This window comes from Nocardia sp. NPDC004573 (assembly GCF_053602135.1).
In genome coordinates this window covers 149,095-169,357 of the sequence record NZ_JBSGDA010000010.1, presented here as the reverse complement: position 1 = coordinate 169,357, position 20,263 = coordinate 149,095, and the positions used below count along the sequence as shown (strand labels likewise).

Annotated in this window: 18 protein-coding genes; 11 read left to right on the top strand and 7 right to left on the bottom strand. The window is 67.0% G+C overall.

Going from position 1 to position 20,263, the window contains the following annotated elements; translation table 11 throughout:
- Positions 1-22 precede the first annotated feature (22 nt).
- From ACWEKR_RS18425 to pruA, 3 genes are all read right to left on the bottom strand, one after another.
- Positions 23-1,465: an amino acid permease gene (locus ACWEKR_RS18425; protein ID WP_452355471.1), complete on the bottom strand. Its 1,443-nt coding sequence runs from the start codon at positions 1,463-1,465 to the stop codon at positions 23-25.
- A 256-nt stretch (positions 1,466-1,721) separates the two neighbouring features.
- Positions 1,722-2,681: a proline dehydrogenase family protein gene (locus ACWEKR_RS18420; protein WP_452355470.1), complete on the bottom strand. Its 960-nt coding sequence runs from the start codon at positions 2,679-2,681 to the stop codon at positions 1,722-1,724.
- Positions 2,681-4,318 carry an L-glutamate gamma-semialdehyde dehydrogenase gene (gene pruA / locus ACWEKR_RS18415; RefSeq protein ID WP_452355469.1) on the bottom strand — a complete coding sequence of 546 codons (1,638 nt, stop codon included), beginning with the start codon at positions 4,316-4,318 and terminating at the stop codon, positions 2,681-2,683. Before pruA ends, ACWEKR_RS18420 begins: the two co-directional genes overlap by 1 nt.
- 125 nt (positions 4,319-4,443) lie before the next feature.
- On the opposite strand from pruA, the gene ACWEKR_RS18410 reads away from it, so the two are divergent.
- The 4 genes from ACWEKR_RS18410 to ACWEKR_RS18395 all read left to right on the top strand — a co-directional run bounded on the left by ACWEKR_RS18410 (position 4,444) and on the right by ACWEKR_RS18395 (position 9,422).
- A complete protein-coding gene (locus ACWEKR_RS18410) occupies positions 4,444-5,697 on the top strand; it encodes a PucR family transcriptional regulator (protein WP_452355468.1) in 1,254 nt (417 codons plus the stop codon).
- A gap of 437 nt (positions 5,698-6,134) precedes the next feature.
- Entirely contained in the window at positions 6,135-8,138 is a 2,004-nt protein-coding gene (locus tag ACWEKR_RS18405) for a serine/threonine-protein kinase (protein ID WP_452355467.1), read from the top strand.
- A gap of 359 nt (positions 8,139-8,497) precedes the next feature.
- Positions 8,498-8,944, top strand: coding sequence for an ester cyclase (locus tag ACWEKR_RS18400; protein ID WP_228830371.1), 447 nt, complete (start codon positions 8,498-8,500; stop codon positions 8,942-8,944).
- Between the two features lies 1 nt (position 8,945).
- Positions 8,946-9,422 carry a DUF3237 domain-containing protein gene (locus ACWEKR_RS18395; RefSeq protein ID WP_452355466.1) on the top strand — a complete coding sequence of 159 codons (477 nt, stop codon included), beginning with the start codon at positions 8,946-8,948 and terminating at the stop codon, positions 9,420-9,422.
- 101 nt (positions 9,423-9,523) lie between these two features.
- On the opposite strand, the gene ACWEKR_RS18390 is transcribed toward ACWEKR_RS18395, so the two are convergent.
- Both ACWEKR_RS18390 and ACWEKR_RS18385 read right to left on the bottom strand, forming a co-directional pair.
- A complete protein-coding gene (locus tag ACWEKR_RS18390) occupies positions 9,524-10,054 on the bottom strand; it encodes a class IV adenylate cyclase (protein WP_452355465.1) in 531 nt (176 codons plus the stop codon).
- Positions 10,055-10,203: 149 nt separating this feature from the next.
- A complete protein-coding gene (locus ACWEKR_RS18385; RefSeq protein ID WP_452355464.1) occupies positions 10,204-10,608 on the bottom strand; it encodes a hypothetical protein in 405 nt (134 codons plus the stop codon).
- Positions 10,609-10,915: 307 nt separating this feature from the next.
- On the opposite strand from ACWEKR_RS18385, the gene ACWEKR_RS18380 reads away from it, so the two are divergent.
- From ACWEKR_RS18380 to ACWEKR_RS18350, 7 genes are all read left to right on the top strand, one after another.
- Entirely contained in the window at positions 10,916-11,068 is a 153-nt protein-coding gene (locus ACWEKR_RS18380; RefSeq protein ID WP_159839920.1) for a hypothetical protein, read from the top strand.
- A gap of 210 nt (positions 11,069-11,278) precedes the next feature.
- Complete coding sequence (locus ACWEKR_RS18375) at positions 11,279-11,647, top strand: hypothetical protein (protein ID WP_452355463.1); 369 nt, start codon at positions 11,279-11,281, stop codon at positions 11,645-11,647.
- A gap of 5 nt (positions 11,648-11,652) precedes the next feature.
- Positions 11,653-13,851 carry a lantibiotic dehydratase gene (locus tag ACWEKR_RS18370; protein ID WP_452355462.1) on the top strand — a complete coding sequence of 733 codons (2,199 nt, stop codon included), beginning with the start codon at positions 11,653-11,655 and terminating at the stop codon, positions 13,849-13,851.
- A complete protein-coding gene (locus tag ACWEKR_RS18365) occupies positions 13,848-14,816 on the top strand; it encodes a lantibiotic dehydratase C-terminal domain-containing protein (protein WP_452355461.1) in 969 nt (322 codons plus the stop codon). Before ACWEKR_RS18370 ends, ACWEKR_RS18365 begins: the two co-directional genes overlap by 4 nt.
- Positions 14,813-16,198 carry a SagB family peptide dehydrogenase gene (locus ACWEKR_RS18360; protein WP_452355460.1) on the top strand — a complete coding sequence of 462 codons (1,386 nt, stop codon included), beginning with the start codon at positions 14,813-14,815 and terminating at the stop codon, positions 16,196-16,198. The genes ACWEKR_RS18365 and ACWEKR_RS18360 overlap by 4 nt, the downstream gene beginning before the upstream one ends.
- Positions 16,195-18,111, top strand: coding sequence for a TOMM precursor leader peptide-binding protein (locus tag ACWEKR_RS18355; RefSeq protein ID WP_452355459.1), 1,917 nt, complete (start codon positions 16,195-16,197; stop codon positions 18,109-18,111). Before ACWEKR_RS18360 ends, ACWEKR_RS18355 begins: the two co-directional genes overlap by 4 nt.
- A 13-nt stretch (positions 18,112-18,124) precedes the next feature.
- Positions 18,125-18,487: a hypothetical protein gene (locus ACWEKR_RS18350; protein ID WP_452355458.1), complete on the top strand. Its 363-nt coding sequence runs from the start codon at positions 18,125-18,127 to the stop codon at positions 18,485-18,487.
- A 26-nt stretch (positions 18,488-18,513) separates the two neighbouring features.
- Here the strand turns inward: ACWEKR_RS18350 and ACWEKR_RS18345 are convergent, their stop codons facing one another.
- Positions 18,514-19,269, bottom strand: coding sequence for an ABC transporter permease (locus ACWEKR_RS18345; protein ID WP_452355457.1), 756 nt, complete (start codon positions 19,267-19,269; stop codon positions 18,514-18,516).
- On the bottom strand, positions 19,266-20,255 hold the full coding sequence (locus ACWEKR_RS18340; RefSeq protein ID WP_452355456.1) for an ATP-binding cassette domain-containing protein: 990 nt from the start codon (positions 20,253-20,255) through the stop codon (positions 19,266-19,268). Before ACWEKR_RS18340 ends, ACWEKR_RS18345 begins: the two co-directional genes overlap by 4 nt.
- Between the last annotated feature and the right edge of the window lie 8 nt (positions 20,256-20,263).

Below are 20,263 nucleotides of genomic sequence, written 5' to 3'. Positions count from 1 at the left end.
AACCTCTCCAGTGGATCGGCGTTCAGGAGGACGCGGAACCCTCGGCCGTGGCGCGGCGGCCGCGCTCGAGCTCGGAATGGGTGCGCGAGTAGCCGAAGTAGACCAGCAGACCGGCCACCAGCCAGATCACGAACCGCGCCCACGTCTCCCAGGGCAGCGACCAGATCAGGTACAGCGAGAACCCGATGCCGATCAGCGGCACGACCGGCATGAACGGCAGGCGGAACTCGCGCGGGTGGTCGGGGCGGGTGCGCCGCAGCACGATCACGGCCACGGACACCACGATGAACGCCATCAGGATGCCGATATTGGTCAGCTCGGCGACCACGGTGATGTCCAGCAACCCGGCCATCAGCGCCGAGCCGATGCCGACGATCCAGGTCACCCGGGTGGGCACCTTGCGGACCGGATGGGTCTTGGCGAACCACGCGGGCAACAGCCCGTCGCGGCTCATGGCGAACCAGACCCGGGTGACGCCGAGCATGAAGGTGAGCACCACGGTGACGATGCCGACGATGGCGCCGACCGCGATGATGTTCGCCACGCCCGGCTGCCCGACCGACTCGAACGCGGTGGAGAACCCGCTGGTCGGACTGATCTCGGTGTACTTCTGCATCCCGGTCAGCACCAGGGTGGCCAGCACGTAGAGCACCATGGCGATGGCCAGCGAATAGATGATCGCCTTCGGCAGGTGTTTCTTGCCCTCGGTGGACTCCTCGGCGGCGGTGCTCATCGCGTCGTAACCGAACACGGCGAAGAAGACGGTGGCCGCGCCCGTCCACACCGCGGCCGTGCCGAACGGGAAGTACGGGGTGTAGTTCGAGCTGTCGATGTGGAACACGCCGAGCACGATGATCAGCACGACCAGCGCTACCTTGATACCGACCGCGACGGTCTCGAACCGGCCGACGCTGCGGATGCCGCGCGAGAGCAACCACGCCGTGCCGAGGCAGAACAGCATGGCGAAAACGTCGACGACGTGCCCCTCGCCGGTTCCCGCGGCGCCCAGCATCCATTCCGGGAGCGTGATGTCGACCTGTTCCAGCAGGAACTTGAAGTACCCGGAGACCCCGATGGCCACCACCGCCGCGACCGCGACGTACTCCAGCAGCAGATCCCAGCCGATGAACCAGCCCGCGAGCTCGCCGAGCGACACGTACCCGTAGGTGTAGGCGGACCCGGCCTTGGGCACCATCCCGGCGAACTCGGCGTAGCACAGCGCGGCCGCGGCGCTGGCCACGCCCGCGATGAGGAACGAGATCAACACCGCAGGCCCGGTGACCGAGTGCGCCACCGCGCCGGCGAGGGTGAAGATGCCCGCGCCGATGATCCCGCCGACGCCGATAGCGGTGAGCTGCCACAATCCGAGCGACCGCGACAGTTGCTCGTCGGCCGCGGCTTCGTCCTCGACCTCGCCGAGCGGCTTGCGGCGCGTCATCTGGGCGCGTAGTTGCGCGAGGGACATGCGACTCCTGTGTTTGTTTTTCCGGCGCCTACGGCAGATGCGCGGTCTCGCTTCGCTCGAAACCGTATGTTCCGCCAGTATGGTCGCGTGGCATCGCAAGTCGCGGCGAAAGCGTGCCAGTGCTGGTGATCCGGTTCAGGTGTGCGGCCCCCCGGCCGGAAGTCCACCTCCGGCGGCCGACCGCTGGAGGCACGGCCACGTCGCAGGCGTCTGTGGTCACTTCGCGACTGGATCCGCTTTCCCGGACCGGCAGCGCTCAGCGGTCGCGGCCGAAGGAGCGCAGGAAGAAGGCGATGTTGGCCGGGCGCTCGGCCAACCTGCGCATGAAATAGCCGTACCACTGGTCTCCGTAGGGCACGTAGACCCGCAGCGCGTGGCCCGCTCCGGCCAGGCGCCGCTGTTCGGCGTCGCGGATGCCGTGCAGCATCTGGAACTCGAAATCGCCGGATTTGCGGCCGCTTTCCCCCACGTGGCGCAGCGCCGCATCGATCAGCGCCGGGTCGTGCGTGGCGATCATCGGGTAGCCCTTGCCCTCCATCAACACCCGCAGGCAGCGCAGATAGGACTCGTCCACCGCGGAGCGGCTCTGGTAGGCCACCGACGCGGGTTCGCGATAGGCCCCCTTGCACAACCGGATCCGTGATCCGGGGCCTGCGAAAGTCCGGCAGTCCTCCTCGGTGCGCTTCAGATAAGCCTGCAGGACGGTGCCCAGCCACGGGAAGTCCATCCGCAGCTCGCGCACGATCGACAGCGTCGAGTCGGTGGTCGTGTGGTTCTCGGCGTCCACGGTCACCCAGATCCCGGCCGCCTTCGCCGCCGTGCAGATCTCGTAGGCGTGTTCGCGGGCGATGGCGTACCCGTTCTGCGGAAGCGACTGGCCCAAAGCGGAGAGTTTGAGCGACAGTTCCAGCCGCGGCACCGAGGTCTCGTCCGCGGCGCCCAGCTCGGCCAGCGCCGACAGCAACCGCAAATAGTGCGCCACGGTTCCGCGGGCATGGTCGAGATCGGTGGTGTCCTCGCCGAGATAGTCGATGGTCACGCAGCGGCCGGAGCCGAGCAATGCCGAGGCCGTGGCGACCGCGTCGCTCTCGGTCTCACCCGCGACGAACCGGTCGACCAGCTTCTTCGTGGTGGCGGCTCGGGTGATCGCGCGCTCCACGCGTGGGGAACGGGAGGCCGCGAGCAGGGCGGGCCGCAGCAGTCCGGAGAAGGCCATCACAACTCCTGGTGCGGGTAGCGGTGGTCGGTCGCGGGAACGAACGTTTCCTTGATCGTGCGAGCGGAGGTCCAGCGCAGCAGGTTCTGTGCCGAGCCTGCCTTGTCGTTGGTGCCGGACGCGCGCGACCCGCCGAACGGTTGCTGGCCGACGACCGCGCCGGTGGGTTTGTCGTTGACGTAGAGGTTGCCCGCCGCGAAGCGCAACCGTTCGAGGGCTGTGCCGATCGCGGCGCGGTCCCGGGCGATGACCGCACCGGTCAAGCCGTAGGGCGAGCCCCGGTCGATGAGGTCGAGTGTGGATTCGAACGAGCCGCGGGCGGAATCGTCGTAGACGTGCACGGCCAGGATCGGTCCGAAGTACTCGGTGCGGAATACCTCGTCACCCGGGTCGTCGCCGAGCAGGACGGTGGGCTCGACGAAGTAGCCGACGCTGTCGTCGGCGTGACCACCCGTGGCGATGGTCAAGCCGGGGGTGGCCTTGGCGCGCGTGAGTGCGTCCGCGTTCTTTGCGAAGGCCCGCCGATCGATGAGCGCTCCGCCGAAGTGTCCGAAGTCGGTGACGTCGCCGTAGCTGAGCGCGGCCACCCGGTCGACGAAATCGCGGCCCATCCGGTTCCAGACCGATCGCGGGAGGAATGCGCGTGAGGCGGCGGAGCACTTCTGGCCTTGGTAGTCGAACGCGCCGCGGATCAGGGCCGTGCTCAGCACCTCGGGATCGGCGGAGCTGTGCGCCACGACGAAGTCCTTGCCCCCGGTCTCGCCGACCAGACGCGGGTAGGCGTCGTAGTGGTCGAGGTTCGCCGCGACGGTGCGCCAGAGGTGCCGGAAGGTCGCGGTGGAGCCGGTGAAGTGAATGCCCGCGAGCCGGTGATCGGCCAGCGCCAGCTGCGATACCTCGGGGCCCGCGCCGTGCACCATGTTGATCACGCCGGGCGGCAGCCCCGCCGCCTCCAGCAGTCGCATCGTCCAGTACGCCGCCACCGACTGTGTGACGGCCGGTTTCCACACGACGGTGTTGCCCATCAGCGCGGGCGCGGTGGGCAGGTTGCCCGCGATGGCGGAGAAGTTGAACGGCGTGATCGCGTAGACGAATCCTTCGAGCGGGCGGTAGTCCATCCGATTCCACACCCCGGGCGCCGAGAGCGGCTGGTCGGCGAGGATCCGGCGCGCGAAGTGCACATTGAACCGCCAGAAGTCCACCAGCTCGCACGGGGTGTCGATCTCGGCCTGGTAGGCGGTTTTGGACTGACCCAACATCGTTGCGGCCGCGATCGTTTCGCGCCAGGGACCGGCCAGCAGGTCGGCCGCGCGCAAGAAGATCGCGGCGCGCTCGGCGAAGGGCAGCGCCCGCCAGCCCGGCGCCGCGGCGGTCGCCGCCGCGATGGCGTCGCGCACCTCGCCCGGTCCGGCCGTGGTGAGCGTGCCCAGCACGGCGGCGTGCCGGTGCGGCTGCACCACCGCGATGCGCTCGCCGGAGCCGTGGCGGTGCGCACCGCCGATGACGTGGGTGACCTCGGTCGGTGTCGCGGCCAGCTCGGCCAGCTTCACCCGTAGGCGCTCGCGTTCCGCCGTGCCCGGCGCGAAGCTGCCCACCGGTTCGTTGACCGGTGGGGGCGGCGACACGACGGCATCCATGAGACCTCCTGCGTCTGGATGATTTTTCGGTAGATGGAAGTCAACACCGGAAAACTGCCCGGAGAATGGGTCGATCGGACAAAGATGGGGCAAGTGCGTTGTCGACTTGGCCGAAGGACGGGATCGTGGGCGGGGATGCTGATCAGGGCGCCGCGGAGATCGACCTGTTCGCGCTGGCGCAGATGATCGCGGACGACGCGCGCGGGATGGTGTCGATCGAGGACTCGCAGTCGCATGTGCTCGCGTACTCGGCGTCCGACGAGAACGCCGACGAGTTGCGCGTGCGCTCGATTCTGGGCCGGGAGGGCCCGCGCGAGTATCTGAGTCTGCTGCGGCAGTGGGGCGTGTTCGATCGGCTGCGTAACACCGACGAGGTCGTCGACGTGCCCGCGCACGACGAGCTGAACATCAAGCGCAGGTTGGTGATCGGCGTCCGTCGTCCCGCGGACCTGCGGGCGCGCGGCCCGCAGATGCTCGGCGCGATCTGGCTGCAGCAGGGCGATCGGCCGTTCGCCCCGGACGCCGCCGAGATCCTGTGCGGCGCGGCGGCCATCGCGGCACGCCTGATCTCCCGCAACCTCGACGCACCCACCACCGAGGCGCTGCTGATCCGGCGGCTGTTCGGCGCGGGCGGATCGGCGATCGACGCGGCGGCGGTCGCCGACGCGCTGCACCTACCGTCGACCGGTCCGGCGGCGGTGATCGGGTTCGCGCTCGTAGCGGGCGAGCGGGCGGCGGGCGCCGAGGCGGCCGCCATAGGCGGCGTTCTGCGATTGCGGGCCGGAGCTTTTCGCGGTGACTCCGTGACCACCACGCTCGGTGACCGCGTCTATGTGCTGCTGCCCGGTTACCGCTCCCCGCAGGCGGTGACGGTGTGGACGCGCCAGCTGATCGAGCAGTTCGAGGCCCAGCGCTCGCTGTCGCTGCGGGCGGCGATCGCCTGTCCGGTACCCGATCTCGGCCGGGTGGCCGTTGCGCGCTCGGAAGTCGATCGGGTCCTGGATCGCAGCGGCGCGGCCACGCCCGCGAGCCGGGTGACCACCCTGGCCGAGGCGCGGACCGCGGTACTGCTCGGTGAGGTGCTCGATCTCGTCGGATCGCGGCCGGAACTGCGCGATCCGCGGCTGCGCGCGCTGTTCGACTACGACCGCAAGCATTCCGCGAGCCTGCGCGACAGTGTCGAGACCTATCTGCGCGAACACGGCGACGTGCGCGCCGCCGCCGCGGTGCTGTGCGTGCACCCGAACACGCTGCGCTACCGCCTTCGCCGCGTCGAGGAGGTCCTCGGTATGAACCTCGACGATCCCGCCGACCGTCTGCTACTGGAGATCCAGCTCGCCCTGCACCGCCGCCCGCGGCCACCCGGGCCGGGAGCATGACGGCGGTGCGGCCGGGTCGGCGAACAACGCGGCCACCTCGGCCTCGGCAACGGCTTCGACGTGGTCGGCCGGAACAAGCCGGGAACGGTGCGCACTTCGGTCAGCGCGAACTCGACCATCCGCACGGGCTGCGGCACGCCGGGGAAGGTGATCTCGGTAGTCCGCACGGGAATATCGGTTCGCCCTGTGCCGCCGGTGAAGACGACGCCGCAAAGACGCTTCCCGACATCACGGCGTCGTCCGGCTCTGGCCGCGTCATCAGGCCGGGGACCTGCGCCGACGCGAATCGGCGGTTGACCGGCCCGCTGCGCGATACGCCTGCCGCGGGGATCGGCCGCGGCCTACAGTTGAGCGCAGGAACCCGGGTCACGGCCCCGGGAAGGCGTTCGGCTCGGTCCGCGCCGGACACTCTCCGGGTCCCCGTCACGGAGGACGAGATGACGACGCGACGTCAGACGCTCGAGGTGGGGTCGCGATTCGGGCCGTATCGCCTGGATCGCCTGATCGGTCGTGGCGGCATGGGGGAAGTGTTCGAGGCCTACGACACCGTCAAGGACCGCACCATCGCCCTGAAGGTGCTGCCCGAGCGGCTGCACGACGACCCGGTGTTCCGCGAACGGTTCCGGCGCGAATCGCATGTCGCGGCGCGTTTGCAGGAACCGCACATCATCCCTATCCACGATTACGGCGAGATCGACGGCCGGCTCTTCATCGATATGCGCCTGGTCGGTGGCGACAGCCTGCGCGCGCTGCTGACCGCGCGGGCGCCGCTGGAGCCGGAGCGGGCGGTCGCGATCATCCGGCAGGTCGCCGCGGCACTGGACGCCGCGCACGCCGACGGGTTGGTGCACCGCGATATCAAGCCGGACAACATCCTGCTCACCCCGGACGGCTTCGCCTACCTGGTGGACTTCGGGATCGCGCAGTCGGCCACGGGGGAGAGCCTCACCAGCACCGGTTCGGCGATCGGATCGTTCCACTACATGGCGCCGGAGCGGTTCCACTCCCGCGCCGTGACCCCTGCCGCCGACGTCTATGCCCTGACCTGCGTGCTGTACGAATGCCTCACCGGATCGCGGCCGTTCCCGAAGGACACCGAAGCACAGATCATCTCCGCGCACCTGTTCGAGCCGCCGCCGCGGCCGCACGAGTGCCGTCCCGGACTGCCCGCCCGATTGGACGAGGTGATCGCGCGCGGCATGGCCAAGGACCCGCAGGCCCGGTACGCCACGGCAGGGGAGCTCGGCGCGGCCGCGCAGGCGGCGGTCGCCTCGAGCCGCTCGCCGGAGACGCCGACGGAACCGGAGGACAAGGGTCCGCCGACCACTGGGGGTCCGCCACCGGACCGATCGGGTGCGACGACCGGGCCGGGCCGCCGGGACGGCGGACGACCCCGCCGCCGACGGCTGCTCCGTGTGCTCGCCTTGCTCGGCGTGGTCCTTCTGGCCGCCGCGCTCGGCTTGCTCGGCTGGGAGTCCACCCGGCCCACCACCGGCGCCGCGGTTCCCGATGCGAGCGCTCCACACGGCCCGGACATCGACCTGCTGTCCCTGGTGGGCCCATCTGGTTACAAACGCGCCAACTGTGTGCACGAGAACCCCGCTGCACCGACCGTGGCCGTGGTGTTCTGCGCCGCGAATCCGGCCGCGAGCGATCCCGCCGCGCGGTTCCTGCGGTTTCGCACCGTCGACCAGATGCGCGGCTACATCTCCTCCTTGCTGACCGGTCTGCAAGGACGGAATTGCCCTGGAGACCCGCCGGGGCAGGATGGACCGATGCTGCGCGACGGCGCGGAAGTCGGCCGCAAGTCGTGTTTCCTCAGCAAGGCGGACGATCCCGCCGCGCCGCGCCCGGCGCTGCTGGTGACGGACGAGCAGGCGTTGGCCGCCGCGGTGTACCTCTGGGATCCGGCCGACCAGCCGTACCGCGATTATGTGGCCGCGCGCAACGGTTTCGGGTTCCGTACTCCCGAGACGGCTCGGGATCCGGACTCTTTCACCCCGGCGGATCACGCGGTGCTCAACCACCTGGCCGGTGATTTCGGTCCGGCCAATTGCCGCCACGCCGACCCGCCGCCCGGTCCGGTGGACGCGGTGCTGGCCTGCGGCACGAAGGCCGGGTTTCCGGCGGCGGAGTTCTTCGGCTTCCCGGACCAGGAGTCCGCGATGTACCTGTACGAGGCGAACCGCGGACAGTTCTCGGGGCATGTGTGCGGCAGCGGCGACCCGGGCGACGACGCCTGGCGACAGAACGGCAACGTCCTCGGCCGCTTCTTCTGCTATCCGAGCACCGATCCCGCGCTGGGACCGAGCTGCCTGTTCGTGGTCCACCAGAAGTTCGCGATCGCCGGGCATTTCTGTACGCTGCGCGCCGATCACCCGGACCAGGGACCGAAGAGCGAAGCCGACCTGACGGCGTGGTTCCGCCAGTACTTCGGCTAGCACGAAGATTCCGCTGCCCCGGCGCGTCCGTCGATGCGAGTCGGCTCGTCGTCAGAGGCAACCGCCCAGCGGCGCAGCGCCTCTCGGCCTCCGCGGCCCGCCTGACGATCCGTGACCACCTTGCCGATGAGCGGCAGATGAAATGTCTCTATCGGCCGCGTTCTGCGCGACCTCGCCGCACGTCTGGTTCGCCGAGCACTTCTTCGAGCTGATCGCCGGAACTCACCCGTCGCACAGGTACTCCGGCGAGGAGTAGTCGCCGTCTTCGGGATGTCCGGGCCATAGCTCATCTCCGAGTGGAACGCTCGACTCGTCCGTGGCATCTAGACAATAAATACGGTCGAACGTATAGTTAAATCGTGGGTAGTGGTTGGATGATGGACCTGGCGACGAATCTCGCGGTGGTCAAAAGCAGGCAGGACGTGACTGCGGCGTTGCGGCTCATGCACGGCGAAATGGTCTTGGAAGCGCCTGCGTTCGGGACGGTGGCGCGCGGGCTGGACGCGAACGCGGCGGCGTTACGAAGCTTCTTCGCCTCGTTTCCGGACTACGACGTCCAGCTGGGCGGGCACGCCACCGAGCGGGAGACGCTGGTCTGCTGGGGCACGGTGCGAATGACCATGACCGGCGACAGATTCGGCGTCGAGCCGAACGGCAGGCGGGCCGAGCTGCCGGTGTTCCTGCGCTTCGCGTTCGCCGACGGGCTGATCGCAGGAGAGTACTTCCATTTCGACCTGTCGGAGCTGTGCGCCCAATCGGGCGTCTCCACCGACGCGGTACGGCTGACACTGTTCGGAGGGAGATGACGTGGACGCACGGGTCCAGGACATCGCCGGGATCGAGACCAGGCAGCTGTTCGACGTCGTGGTGGATCTGGCGCCGCCGCTGAACATCGGACAGGGCCGGGTGCTGTTCGGTGCGGTAGGCGGATCCTTCGAAGGTCCGAAGCTGCGCGGCGCGGTGCTGCCGGGCGGCGGCGATTGGGCGACGTTCCGGCGGGACGGGAGCATGACGCTCGATGTCCGGCTGACCTTGCGCACCGACGACGACGCCTTGGTGCAGATGACCTACGGCGGACGGTGGGCCATACCGGAACCGGTGCGCGAGCGGATGGGGAATCCGGCCACGCGACATCTCGTCGATCCCGGGAGCTACTACTTCCGCACCACCCCGGTGTTCGAAACCGGCGCTCGAAACTATCGATGGCTCAACGATGTAGTATGCGTCGGCTCGGGATATCCCGTCGAGGGCGGCATTGCCTACCGAGTGTTCGAGGTCGTCTGACCCGGGAACCCGCCGGTCGGCGACGGTCGGCTCGACGGGATGGTGTGTGCGCCCTGAGATCCGATCCGCTGAACGGCCGCGCGTGGTCCTCGGATAACGGCTCAGAACCGTAGCTCGCGAACGGCGTCGAGGTCGATGCCGTGCCGTGCGTAGATCTTGATCGTGTTCTCGCCGGTGAGATCGGCCTCGGTGTAGCCGAGGAGTCCGGCGATCCGGATCACCTCGTCCTTGGTCGCGGCTTCGATTTCCAGGTACGGCGGAATCCGCGGCCAGGTGTCGAGCTCGAGTTGGGCGCCGTCGAGGACGAAACTGACTCGTTTGGTCTCCTGGTAGGACTTCGCGGTGAAGCCCAGCGTCTCGAGCAGGGCATTGGTGGCGGTGAAGTCGGCGACGCCTACCTCCACTTCATGGGTGCCGTCGATGGCGTCGCTGACGATGTGCTTGACGGCGAGCGTGGTCCCGTCCCCGTTGTCCCGCAGTCTGATCCACTTCGACGCATCGCCCGGCGTGACGTCGTAGACATAGCGGCGCATGAACCGCTCTCTCACCTTCCGCCCGCCCTTGTCCACGATGTGCTGTCCGATCACATCCGGGTCGATGTCGAGAATCTTGGCTTCGTGCTCGATAGGCACTACTGACTCCTGTCCGGGTCCGCTGGGCCGACGATGTCCGGCGCGCCGGATGACGAGCCGCTCACCGGAGCCTAGGACGAGCGGACGCCGACGGCCGCCGCCGCCCGGCCCGGTGCGGCATGCGATTCCGGATCCGGACCTCGCTCAGTTCAATCCCGAAGTCGTTGCCTGGCGAGGAGGAACGCAACGAACTCGCGTGCGTGCCGGAGGTTTTCGGGATCCAACTGTCGGAGTTCGTCCTGCAGATCCGACAGGTCGTTGCCCGCGGGTCGTTCGAGCGACGACTCGGGGTCTGCGGTGTCGACGAAGTAAGCGGCAGGCACCTCGAGGGCCGCTGCGATCGAGCGCACAGCGGCCAGCGATGGGTTCTTACGACGGCCGTCCAGAAGCTGATACAGATACGGCTCCGACACCGGAGCGCCTGCCGCTCTCGTCCGTCGCGACAGTTCCTTCACGGTGATCCGCGCCTCGGGGTCGGTGGCCGACTGATCGAGGAGCACTCTCAGTCGCTCAGCGAAACCGGTTCTCTCCGTCGGATATTCGTTGACCGGCATGTCATGTCCATTCTTGCGCAGGGCCTGTGGTTCCCGAGGCGTGGGCGCATCGGTCGGAGTTCGACAGCGGAAGTGTTCGCCGCGGGTCGAATCCTAGGCGAGCGTGCTCAGGGGTACCCGAATCGATATCCGGTCCTGCAACGTCGGGGGTTCCCAATCGGCACTATATGCTATAGCATATGAAAGGTCATGCTATCGAATAGCAGCGGGGGGCGGCAGAAGATCTGCAGCATGACGTAGCCAATGCCCACTCACGGACCCGTGCCGTGTGTCACCGCTGCGGTAGACGCAAGAGGGGGGTGAAATCATGCCCGCACACAACAACCTCAGCCGCCTGTCCGCCGATGTCGATCTTCTCGACGAGCTCCAGGTGGAGACCCTGACCAGCGACGCCGCGCCGCACGGCAGCCAGCCGGTCGCCTCGGTCGATGGAAACACCGGTGGCGGCTGCAGCTCGTAAGAGCAGCCGACATCGAAGCCCGGTCCCGCTTCGTGAAGCGGGACCGGGTCTGCCGGCTCGCTACTTCTTCGTCACGGCACCGAGTACGAATTCCATCTGAGCGATGAGGACTGGGCGATCATGTCTTTCCAGCTGCGCGAACAGCCTTCGAGGTCCATTGGAGGCGCGGCCGCGGCGCTTCGCCCTTCGGCGATCGCCAGGATCGCGGCATTGCCTGCCGAGGCGCTCACCGGCCTCCGCTCGAACACCACCTACGCTGCACTCGCGAAGGTTCACAGCTTGCGGAAGGCACTCACCGACCGAGGTGTGGTGCTCAGCGACCAGCTGTACGAGGTCATCGGTGTACTGCCCCCGAGCGACATTCGTCGTCGGCGGCTCATCGGCCTGCGACGGACGATCCACAATCAGCGCCGCCTCAGCGGGGACGAATGGAATCCGGAGCTTCGCACTGCCATTCCGGCGCGACTGGCGGCCGAGGTCGAGCTCTGGCAGCAAACACTCGATGACCTGCACGACGCCCTCTCGAACCTGGAAAACACCGTCGCGGCTGAGCGGGAGCGGCTGAGCGGGAGCGGCTGAGCACGGTGCTTGCTCGACTGGCCGGCTACGACTGTGTTCGCCGCGGTATCGCGGCCAGCAGCGAGCCCCTTGCCGACGAGGTCGAACTCTGGCTCACCAGAGGCATCGCGCCCAAACGCCGCAAAGTGGAACGCATTTGCAAATTCGTCGTCCGCGCGGCGACGAAAACGACACTCTACAGTGCTTTCACCATTGCGGCTGAGGTCGATTGGACCGGCGACGCCACAGCATCTCCGGTCCGGAATCTCACGCCGGACTTCGTCGTCGACCTGGAAGCCCGGCTGATCGGCTCGATCGCCGCAAGAGTGGCGGAGCATCCGCGGGTCAGGCCGCACCTGACTGTGCGGGTCAACCCCACAGCGACCCGGGTCGGCGAGCACATCCTCCTTGTCACGCAGCGGGAGGCGGTCGCCTCCGTTCGGGTGACTCCGCTGGTGGACGCCGTGATCTCCGAACTCGGGGCGGCACGCACCGCACGTCCGCTCGACGCAGCAGTGCGGGATATGTCGAACCGTCTCGGCATCGACCGCTCCGACGCAGCCGCTCTGTTCGGCAAGCTCATCCATGCCGATGTGCTGGTACTGGACGGTCCGGCAGCCGATACCACGGTGGACCCGGTCACGGCTCTGTCGTCGTGGTTGTCGGTACATCATCCCACTTGGGCTGTGACCGCTGACTTGCAAGCGCTGGCACGGCTGCTCGCCAGTCCGCCGCCCTCGGGTGACGTGTCCGGTCACCGGCGCTGGTCACGCCGAACCACCCAGTATGTCGAGGGCATCCGCAACCGGCTGCACCTTCCGCCGATCGAGCCGGCGCTCACCGCGTCTCCGGTGCACGAAACAGCGGTGCTCGCAACGGCCGTACCGGCATCGTCAGCGGAGTGGGACGAACCGCTGCAAGATCTTCAAGCGGTGAACCGCGTTGTCACCGCCCTGGACCCTCTGACTGTCACACGGGTCTGCATACATGAGCTGTTGTCCGATGCCTTCGGTGATGATCGCAATATCCCTTTCGTCGAAGCGCACCTGCACCTGCAACAGATCCTGCAGCGAGGTGACATCGGCAGTGCCGCCGAAGCGGACCTCCGGCTGATGTTCGCAGCGCCGTCGATACGCAGCCAGGTCGACCTGTTGCTCCGCCCCGATACACCCTGGCAGCATCCGAGGCTGCGTCATATGCATTCAGTGCGTCAGCAGATCCTCGCCGCGCTGCGCGCCGAGGAGACTCCCGGCGGCATCGAACTCTCGCCGGAAACGGTGTACGCCTCAGCGGCCCAATGGCCTGAAGAGATGGCCGGATCGGCGTCGGTGGCGTACTACGTCCAACCGGACCACACGGGAGGCAAGTGCCGATTCGTGCTGAACGCATCGCATCCCGGGTGGGGGCGGAACCGCTCGCGTATCCACCACCTTCGTGAACGCGCCGGGCACCATCCGCGGCCGCTGGCCGCCCCCGAGAATCCGGACGGCGTCGTCTTCGCGGAGATCGAAGGAACATTCGGAGCAGCATTCAATCAGTGCACTCCAGCGGCTCCGTACGCGATCGCCTACCCCGGTGTCCCGCCGCGCCGCGGTGCCGAGCAGTGCCTCCCGCTGTCCGATCTGCACATTCGGTTGGACGCCCGTCGGTTGAGCCTGCACTCCGCTGCGCTGCGTACTCAGGTGCTTCCGGTCCACAACGGCATGATGGATACGCGGCTGCTGCCGTCCGCAGCGCGGACATTGTGTTTGTGGTTCGGCGCCTTCCACTCCTTTCGGGCATCCGTCGTCACGCCGTTCGCGCCCTTCGGTCGGGAGGTCGCTCCCGGCGTGCGCCGATATCCTCGAGTCAGCATCGGATCAGTGGTCTTTTGCCGGCAGGCGTGGGTCATCGATACCGGCATCGTGCCGTGCCCCCACCGCACCGAAACCGACGGGCAGTTCCTGCTCCGTCTGTCCGGTTGGCTGCACGAACTCGCGCTCCCCGAGCGGTTCTTCGCCCGGGCGTATCTCACGACCGAGCAGGTATTCGACAAGCGCCGCAAACCGTTGTACGTCGACGTCCGCAACATCGTCGCCACCCTCGACGCCTTCCGGAATCTTCCCGATACGCCGCGGATCGTTCTCGAGGAAGCCCTACCCGATCCCTTGCTTCCGGCGAACTCTCGACTGAGGCACGTCATGGAGTACGTCATCGAACTTCCCGCCGCTGGGCATCTGCCATGACAAGCCGCCTGTCCTCGGCAGATCGAACCGCGGCGTCACCGTGGGTCAGTGCGCACATCTTCTACCAGGGCTCGTTGAACGCGGTGGTCACCGATCTCGTCGGTCCGCTCACGCAACAACTTTCGAGCGACGGCTCGATCAGCGATTGGTTCTATCTCCGCTACTGGGATGGCGGTCCGCACGTGCGCTTGCGGCTGTTGCCGGCCCCCGGCGTCGCAGCCGGAACGATACGCCGGGGTGTCCTCTCCGCTGCGACTACCTTCTTCGAAGTCAACCCGTCGCGAACTCAGTTGTCCCAGCGTGACTACCGCTCGTACGCACACCGGCTCGCGGCCCGCGAAGGCGCGCAGCGCTTCTCGGATACATTGTTTCCCCACCCGTCGGTGCAGTTCATCGCATACACACGAGAACACGACAGGTACGGCACCGGACGAGCCATCGCCGCGGTCGAGCAGCACTTCGGCCGAGCCAGCCGAATGGCGACAGCAATCGTGACCGCCGCTCCGTCCGATAGGCAGCTCAACGCGGTCGCCCTGGTCGCGATTCTGCAGTCGTGGCTCGCCGCCACCCGCGACCTCCCCACCCTGCACACATGGGCGGTGAACAACCCGTGGGATTCCTTCCGTCCCATCGCCGCCGACTATGACGCACTGCTGCACGAGCGGTACATCGGACAGCGGGGCAGGCTCATCGAAGTGGTTCGCGACGTCATCGCTGCCCCCGGCTCCACCCTTTCTCGCTGGTGGGACATCGTCACCGAACTCGCCGCCGACGTGGCCGTGATAGAAGCCGATGCGCCACAAGAACTTCCGACATCCGCGACCACGTCGGGCGCTGGGTTGCCGATCCTCGATGTCTGCGCGCACCTGTTCTGCAACCGCATCGGTGTGACACCCCACGAGGAACACTATCTGCGACATCTGATCCGGCGGTTGCTCGGCGACTCGGTGGGAGCTCGCTCGTGACGGCACCTGCTCCGGGATGGACAGCCACCGACCGCCCGTTCGCCGCTGAGCTCCGTGAGCGCTATTCCCTGCGGCCTGGGCTGTCCGCAGGCGCCAAGAGCGAAGACATGGTGGCGCTGATCGCTTGGCCACGAATCCACCCACTTCCACCTGGGTCTCGCGCACGAACCGGGCTACTGCGCACTCTCGCCGATGGCGCGTACACAGTGGACGAACTCACCCGCGTACATGGTGCGGAAGCCCGAGCAGTCCTGCGGTCTTTGTGGGCACGAGGGCTTCTCGCCGTCACCGTCGACTGGGAGGGCGCATCGCTGTACACCATGGTGCCGTTCGATCGGCCCTCCGCATTCCATCCCCGGGCCGACGACCTCGAGCTGTCGCGATACACCATCGTGCGACGCCACCACGAGCATCTGGTCTCGGAGAATCCGACGTCCTGGTGCGATATCCGACTACACGATTCACGGATCGCCGCGCTGCTGCTCTTTCCGTCGCCGGCAGGGTTCCCGGCTCCGGTCGCCGATCATGTCCGCACCGATCTCGCCTGGTCGAAGCATCTCCGTCCGCGGCTCCCAGCGGCGGATCCGTCCTCGGACGAGCCCCCGTGGAGCGCTCACGAACTGTGGTTCCATCACCGCAGTTCCTTGACCGGGCGTGGTTGGCATGCCGAAGCATTCGCAGCGACCACGTCGGCACGCGAGCAGCCGGTACGGCCGATGCCCGCTACGGACAGTTCGATCGAGCTGCACGCGCCAAATCTACTGTCCTTGCGAGAGCTCGACATAACGCTGACCGAAGCACTCGAGGATCGTCGATCGTGCCGCCGATTCGATGACGCGCACCCGGTCACGGTGACCCAGCTCGGCGAACTACTGTTCCGAGCCGCGGGAGCCCGCGACCGCACGCGGACTGCTCCGCCCGGCCGCCCCTACCCATCCGGCGGCGCGGCTTACGAGATCGAGATCTACCTCGTGGCGCACGCGGTCACCGGTATCGAACGAGGGATCTATCACTATCGCCCGGTCGATCACACATTGTGTCCGATCACAACCGGCGAGCACACCGCGCTCGCGCAGTTTCTCCGGCCGATCGGCCCAACGCTCGGTGGTGCCATGCCGCAGGCGCTGCTCATCATCGCCGCAGAGGATTCCGTACTACGCAAATACGCGCAGATCGGCTATTCCTTGATGCTCCGCAATGCCGGCGTTCTGACACAGAACCTGTATCTCGTAGCGACAGCGCTCGGTCTCGGAGCCTTGGCCTGGGGTCCGGTCGACATCGCGGCGCTCGCCGAAGCCACGCGCCGGGCTCCATGGCAGTTGTGCGGTATCGGCTCCATGGTCGTCGGCGCCGCACAACGATCTCGGGAGAATCCGACATGAAGATCCCCGCCACCACGGAAAAGCCGCCGCTCGTAGCCGAGGTCCGCGGCGACGGCGTGCTCGCCGACGCGGTCCGCGCAGAGCTCGCTGATCGGATAAACGTCTCCTCGCCCCCGGTCTTGTTCACGGTCAGCGACAAATGGGCGAGCACACACCTCGAGGCTGCCGGCGACCGACCACAGCTCGGGGTTCACACCGAACTCGGCCGGGTGGTCATCGGCCCACTGCAGCTGCCCGGCGAACCAGGCTGTCCGCGTTGCGCGGACGTGCGCCGGACCGAAGCCAGGATCGAGCGCGATATCTATGCGCGTCTGATCCGGGAACACCGAGCCGCGCTGGACGACCAGCCGTCGCGATGGCTGACGCGACAAGCAGGCAAACTTGTGGCGGTCCTCGTAGCCGACGAGCACCAACGCTACGCAACCGGGCGTCAGCCGAGAACCTTCCGTGCCTTGCTCATCATCGATCTCGCCGACCTCACGGTCTCCCGCCACCCGTTCCTGCCCGTGCCAGATTGCGCATGCAACCCCCTTCCCGCCGACACCCCGGAGGCCACACAGATCACCCCGCGATCGGAGCCCTTCGTCGAACCCAGCGCTTTCCGGACGCGCAACATCGTGACCGACAGGGAGCGATTGAAGTCCGCCTACGTCGACAGCGAGACCGGTCTGGTAGCTGTGCTACGCCGCACGTACACCGACGTGCTGCCCCGTACCACTGCCCAGTTCCGCCGACCCAACGGAGCCTTGGAGTCCGCTGCTGGTCGCGGTAGGCGATTCCCGGACACCGAAGCAGTCGCCATTCTCGAGGCCCTCGAGCGGCACGCCAACCTGTGTCCGCGCGGCAGGCGCACCGTCGTTCGCGGCAGCTACGCCGAGCTGGCGCCAGTAGCTCTCGACCCCCGCAGTACCGGCCTTCCCACGCAGGCCGCGTACGACGCCGATGACAAACTGCAGCCCTTCACACCGGACACCCCTTGTACTTGGGTCTGGGGACTCTCGATGATCCAGCGCCGGCCGATCCTGGTCCCCGAGACTCTCGTCTACTTCGGCTTACCACCGGCGACGCACACCCGGTTCGTCCACGAAACCTCCAATGGCACCGCGCTGGGAGCCGGCAAGGAGGAGGCCGCGCTGCACGCCTTGCTCGAAGTGATCGAACGCGACGCGTTCCTCATCACCTGGTACGGCTCCTTACCCGTGCCCGAACTGGATCTCGATACGTTCTCCACCGACGCCCGCCTGATCGTCGCCGGCTTGCGGGAGCGTGGCTTCGACGCCCGGGTATTCGACACCACCATGGAACACGGCGTACCGAGCGTCTGCGCACTCGGCGTCAATGTCGAGACAGAGTGGCCCAAGGCCGCGGTCGCGGCACATCCTGTGCCCGGTGCGGCCGTACTAGCCGCACTCACCGAGGTCAGCGCGATGCTCGCACACAACTCTGAATCGAACGAGTTGCCCGAGTACCGACGGCGGTGCACGGATCTGGCTGCGAACCCGTCGTCGGTGCGTCTGCTGATCGATCACGCCAACATGTACTTCGCGCCTGAAGCGTTCGACCGGATGCGTTTCCTGACCGAACCTCGCGCCACCGTACGCCGTGTGCCGGAAACGCCCGCACGGCTCGACGCCATCACCGACATCAGCGAAGCGCTCACCACCATCGTGTCGATGCTCGGGGACAGCGGGATGGAACCGGTCATCGTCGACCTCACCGGGCCGGAGCACGCCGCCGCCGACCTGTCCTGTGTGCGAGCCATCGTTCCCGGTGCCGTCCCGATGGCGTTCGGCCACGCCAATCGACGAGTCGAGGGCATCCCGCGGCTTCTTTCGGTCCCGCATCACCTCGGGTACCTCGCACGCCCCCTCACGACGGCCGAACTGAACCAGGACCCGCACCCGTTCGCTTGACAGGAAGACCGCGATGTATTTCATGTTTCTCGGCTGGAAGCTGCATAAACTCGACCACCCGGTCACTTTCGATGAACTCCGAAAGTGGGTGGCGAGCAAAGCGCGAAGTGACTTCACTGGATTCCCGGGCGTTCGCTTGAAGACGTGGGTGTCTTACGAGAGCACCGGTGTGTGGGGGGCGATCTATATCGTTGACGACCCAGAAGCCGTGAGCATGGACAAGTTGCCGCGGCTTCCGAACGGCAAAACCGGCCCGATCGGGGTGCCGCCGCACTTCTCCACCGGCTGGCTCGACGTCGAGGCCACCGTGTTCGGCGATAACGATCCGACGGAGTTGCCGCTGTTGGGGTTGGTGCCCCGCACTACCGCCCCATGAGTTCCGAAGAGTGACGATTGCCGTTGTCAGGCAGCCGCTTTACGGAACGTGCGCGTTCCCCACCACAGCGCGGCGGCCATGATCACCACGGCGAACGTGCCCCCTCGGGCGATCACTGCGAGGTCGAACGACCCGTCGAAACAGGTACGGACGGCATCGACGATGTGCCTGGTGGGCACGAAGCCGGCGATCACCTGCAGCCAGGTCGGGGCGATTGTCATCGGCAGGAAGATGCCGGACAGAAGCAGGAGAACCATATTGAGGCCCTGGGTGATCGGGGACATCGCGTTGGCATCCTTCATCGTGAGCCCGAGAGCGCATGAGGCCGCGGTGAGCGCTCCAGCCAGCAACAACACCAGGGTGAGCCCCGCCAGGACACCCCCGAAGGCCGGTCGCATACCCATCACATAGCCGATCGCGATCAACGCCAGCGCTTGGGCAGCCACCAGCGTCACCACCCGCAGTATCCGTCCGACCAGCAGAGCCGTACGGCTGGCAGGCGTCACCCGTTCCGCCTCGATAACACCGTCATGCAATTCCGTTATCACGAGGAAGCCTGCGAAGGTAGCGCCGAAGAGCGCTTGCATGACGAGCATCCCGGGCACGAAGAACGCGTTCGTGTCGGTGGTCCCGATCCGATCGGCCAATGGTGACAGCAACGGCCCGTACGCAACGAGGTACAACGCGGGATTGCTCATGGTGACCAACAGCCACCCTGGATAGCGCAACATGATCCGCATCTGCCGCCGGTAGACGATGAAACATTCACGCGCGAACCTCATACCGCACCACTTCCGCTACGGTCCTCCCGCAGCGAGCGGCCGGTGAGCTCCAGGAAGACGTTGTCCAAGGTGGGCGAGTGGATGGAGACCGACCGCAACTCGACTTCGGCGTGCTCCAATTGCCGCATCAACTGCTGCATATTCGTTTTGCCGTGACCGACGCCGGCCCGCACCCGACATCCGTCGACCCGGATGTCGCCGGACTCGGTGAGCGTGCGAATCGCCGCGACGGTGCCCGCCACCATCGTCACGTCGGTTACCTCCATGTCCAGGGTTTCTTCTCCATAGCGGGCCTTCAGCGCTTCCGGTGTGTCGTCGGCGATGATCCGACCGTCGTCGATGACGATCACGCGATCGCTGAGCGCGTCCGCCTCGTCCAAGTAATGGGTTGTCAACAACACGGTGGCTCGGTGGTCAGCGCGCAGCCGGCGGATGTGCTCCCAGAGGTTGGCACGCGACTGCGGGTCGAGCCCGACCGACGGTTCATCGAGAATCAGCAACCGGGGATCGTGCACCATCCCGATGGCGAGGTCGAGCCGACGGCGCTGCCCGCCGGACATGCTCTTGCACTGTCGCTTCTCCAGCCCGATCAGGTCCAGTTGCTCGAACAAGGCCCCGGCACGGTGGCGCGCTTCCTTCTTCGAAAGCCCGTACAGCATCCCGTGATCGGTGACCTCGTCGAGCGCCGTCGCCGCGGCGTTTGTCGATCCGGCTTGGGACACGTACCCGATATTGCGGCGGACCTGCCGGGAATCGGTCGCGATATCGAATCCCGCGACCAGCGCTTGCCCCGATGTCGGCGGCAGCAGCGTGGTCAGCATCCGCAACGTCGTCGTCTTCCCGGCACCGTTCGGGCCGAGACAAGACACGATCTCCCCCTCCGCCACATCGAAGGTGACCCCTTTCACCGCGTGCACCCGCTCAGCGGTACGCCGGCGACGCAGTCGAGGATGGAAGATCTGTTCGAGTTCACATGCCTTGATCATCGCTGTCG

What these genes read in the sequence shown, in the direction of transcription:
- ACWEKR_RS18425 (WP_452355471.1), bottom strand. Translation starts at nt 1,465, where the DNA reads ATGTCCCTCGCGCAACTACGCGCCCAGATGACGCGCCGCAAGCCGCTC.
- ACWEKR_RS18350 (WP_452355458.1), top strand. Translation starts at nt 18,125, where the DNA reads ATGTATTTCATGTTTCTCGGCTGGAAGCTGCATAAACTCGACCACCCG.
- ACWEKR_RS18345 (WP_452355457.1), bottom strand. Translation starts at nt 19,269, where the DNA reads ATGAGGTTCGCGCGTGAATGTTTCATCGTCTACCGGCGGCAGATGCGG.
- ACWEKR_RS18385 (WP_452355464.1), bottom strand. Translation starts at nt 10,608, where the DNA reads ATGCCGGTCAACGAATATCCGACGGAGAGAACCGGTTTCGCTGAGCGA.
- ACWEKR_RS18340 (WP_452355456.1), bottom strand. Translation starts at nt 20,255, where the DNA reads ATGATCAAGGCATGTGAACTCGAACAGATCTTCCATCCTCGACTGCGT.
- pruA (WP_452355469.1), bottom strand. Translation starts at nt 4,318, where the DNA reads ATGGATGCCGTCGTGTCGCCGCCCCCACCGGTCAACGAACCGGTGGGC.
- ACWEKR_RS18355 (WP_452355459.1), top strand. Translation starts at nt 16,195, where the DNA reads ATGAAGATCCCCGCCACCACGGAAAAGCCGCCGCTCGTAGCCGAGGTC.
- ACWEKR_RS18365 (WP_452355461.1), top strand. Translation starts at nt 13,848, where the DNA reads ATGACAAGCCGCCTGTCCTCGGCAGATCGAACCGCGGCGTCACCGTGG.
- ACWEKR_RS18420 (WP_452355470.1), bottom strand. Translation starts at nt 2,681, where the DNA reads ATGGCCTTCTCCGGACTGCTGCGGCCCGCCCTGCTCGCGGCCTCCCGT.
- ACWEKR_RS18405 (WP_452355467.1), top strand. Translation starts at nt 6,135, where the DNA reads ATGACGACGCGACGTCAGACGCTCGAGGTGGGGTCGCGATTCGGGCCG.
- ACWEKR_RS18380 (WP_159839920.1), top strand. Translation starts at nt 10,916, where the DNA reads ATGCCCGCACACAACAACCTCAGCCGCCTGTCCGCCGATGTCGATCTT.